1 pseudogene is annotated in these 1915 nt (G+C 54.7%); it reads left to right on the plus strand.

Going from position 1 to position 1915, the window contains the following annotated elements:
- Positions 1-474: 474 nt before the first annotated feature.
- Positions 475-1842: pseudogene (locus DC366_RS19395) on the plus strand (cation:proton antiporter); the annotation flags it as partial.
- Positions 1843-1915: the final 73 nt, after the last annotated feature.

Here is a 1915-nt window from a genome sequence, read left to right on the forward strand (position 1 = left end):
CTCTCAAAGCAGATTTAGACACCTGCACTATGGCGCATTGCGACGCCGGTTGAAGCAGGAGCCATCCACCCCATCAGGTTTCCGCCGATTCTGTTGAAAAACTATTTGCTGCAACTGCAAATTTCTGGAATGTGGGAAACCGTTCTCCGACGGACTGATTGCGCCTCGTGACGCCGGCGAAATCTGAGTAGTTCGGAATTTTGTTCTCCCAAATTTGGCCCCAACGCGCTGTATAAGAGTTTTTCAACACAATCCGCCAAAATTAGTTGCTGTGATCGAAGCACGAACTGGTGCAGTAATCCAACCTTAATGCGGCCTAAGCAGATGTTGCTGATTAAAATTCGGGTAAACTTTTAGTTCGGCCGAACTACAAGAAAATTCGACCCTGTCAGTTGCAGAAAGTTCAATGAAGAACGTAGCAGGCGTCTGCACAACCGGGTAGCATTGCTCGTAAATTAGAACGGTAAAAACTATATGGCAGTAGCAGAAACAGCAGGGTTGGCTCCAGTCCTGGCATTCGCCCTTGTGGGCGCTTTGGGTGTGGGCAGCCAATGGCTTGCGTGGCGCATGCGCATGCCATCAATCGTGCTGATGCTGCTCGCCGGTTTAATTGTTGGCCCGATGCTGGGCATTCTCAATCCAGCTGAACAATTCGGAGATATGCTGGGGCCGGTGATTGCCATTGCGGTTGCGATCATCCTTTTCGAAGGCGGGATGACGCTAAATTTTCACTCGCTGCGCGACGCTGCGACGGGCGTCAAACGGCTGGTGATCTTGGGGGCCCCGCTTGGCTGGCTCGCTTCCGCCCTGACGTTGCATTATGTCGCTGGGTTAAGCTGGGCCACGTCTGCGGTGTTTGGTGGGATCATGATTGTCACCGGCCCTACGGTCATCGCGCCATTATTGCGGCAAGCCAAATTGCAAAAACGCCCCGCTGCCCTGCTGCAATGGGAAGCCATCGTCAATGACCCGGTCGGCGCATTGGCTGCCGTGTTGGCATTCCAAGTGGTTATCGTGATTGAAACCGCCAGTTCCGCTGGAGGAGCTGCGCAGGAGTTGGCAGTTGGTATTGGCGTGGCAACGCTGCTTGGTATTGCAGGTGGTTGGGGCATAGCCCGCGCCTTCCGGCTGGCTTATGTGCCTGAATATATGAAGGTCCCGGTGCTCTTCGTCGTCCTGCTCGCGGTATTTGCACTATCCGACTTTGTATTGCACGAATCTGGATTGCTCGCGGTCACGATCATGGGCATCTGGATCGCAAATGCCCATCTACCCAGCTATACAGAGTTGCGACGTTTTAAAGAACACGCGACCGTGCTGCTTGTCTCGGGCGTGTTCATTCTTCTGGCCGCGAATATGAGCTGGGCAGCCCTGCGGTCACTGGACATAATCGCACTTCTATTTGTGCTCGCGGTAATCTTTATCGCCCGGCCATTACCCGTGCTCGCAGCCTTAGCCTTTTCAGATGTACCTTGGCGCGAGCGCCTTTTAGTCGCGTTTACCGGCCCCCGCGGCGTGGTGTTGGTGGCAGTTGCGGGCCTGTTCGGCGAACGGCTGGTTGAGATCGGCATCACCGATGCTGCCAGCATTGCGCCCCTTGCCTTTGCGCTTGTTGCAGCGACCGTAGTTTTGCACGGGTTTACGTTGACACCATTGGCGCGGCTCCTCGCGCTTACCGCGTCAGCAAACCCAGGAGTTATCATCTTGGGCGGATCGCGCTGGTCCGTGGCTTTGGCTGAGGCGCTGAAGAAAATGGATTTGCAAGTGATCATCGCCGATCCAAACCACGCCCATTTGCGCGGTGCGCGAGATGCTGGAGTCCAAACGTTCTTTGGCGATGTCTGACGTCAGCGCCTGTGGGACAGATTTGAGGAATTGAACAACGGAGGATTTCTGGTTCATCGTAACCTTCATG

Source organism: Pelagivirga sediminicola (assembly GCF_003072125.1).
Taxonomy (GTDB): Bacteria; Pseudomonadota; Alphaproteobacteria; order Rhodobacterales; family Rhodobacteraceae; genus Roseovarius; species Roseovarius sediminicola.